Here is a 309-nt window from a genome sequence, read left to right as displayed (position 1 = left end):
ATCATTTCCTACTAAGGTTATTACTGGAGCTTCTTCGTCTTCTTTCACCACTACTGTTCTTGTCACCTCTTGCGCTTGATTACCTTTTTCGTCTGACACATTGTAATGGTAAATATATGTTCCTGGATCAATTGTAGATATTTCATCTACTAGGCTACCGTCTTTAGTTATCGTTACCACTATATCTTCTGTTATATTTCCATCTCTATTATCTTGAGCTGTTGCTCCTTTATCTGTATACGTTCCTCCGTAGGTTACTTCTACTCTCTCATTTCCTACTAGAGTTAGCACTGGAGCTTCTTCATCTTC

1 protein-coding gene is annotated in these 309 nt (G+C 37.9%); it reads right to left on the bottom strand.

From position 1 onward, the window contains the following. On the bottom strand, positions 1-309 hold a 309-nt coding region (locus tag ACX6CF_RS21005), incomplete at both ends, for an immunoglobulin-like domain-containing protein (RefSeq protein ID WP_458787328.1).

Source organism: Vallitalea sediminicola (assembly GCF_054408565.1).
The sequence above is the reverse complement of the archived record's forward strand: the minus strand, read 5'-3'. Positions and strand labels throughout refer to the sequence as shown.